Source organism: Chromohalobacter sp. HP20-39 (assembly GCF_033052815.1).
Taxonomy (GTDB): domain Bacteria; phylum Pseudomonadota; class Gammaproteobacteria; order Pseudomonadales; family Halomonadaceae; genus Chromohalobacter.
Map to the genome: position 1 here is coordinate 1 of NZ_JAWHTP010000606.1, position 277 is coordinate 277.

At 54.9% G+C, this 277-nt stretch carries 1 protein-coding gene; it reads right to left on the minus strand.

Annotation, left to right across the window (positions count from 1 at the left end):
• Positions 1-277 (minus strand): DNA methyltransferase (locus RVY79_RS19370; RefSeq protein WP_317466195.1); only part of this gene is annotated, 277 nt, incomplete at both ends.

Genomic DNA, 277 nt, shown 5'->3' on the forward strand with positions numbered 1-277 from the left:
CCAGATGCTCAGACCCTTGACCAATATCGCTGTGGGCAGTCTGCCGCTTCCAGATGATTTGATTGAGTGCCCGATCTTTGCCAAAGACCTCATCCAAGATGCTGCGCACGTAGTGCGACACGCCCCAGCCCATATGCACATAGATTGAACCGTCAGCTGCAAGCAGGTCACGCATCAATATCAGTCGTTCGTAGAGCATCGAGATGAAGCTATCCGCGCCACGGCCCCACGTGTCTCGATACGCGATTTGCTCGAGCAGGTTGGGCTCCTTGTGGAA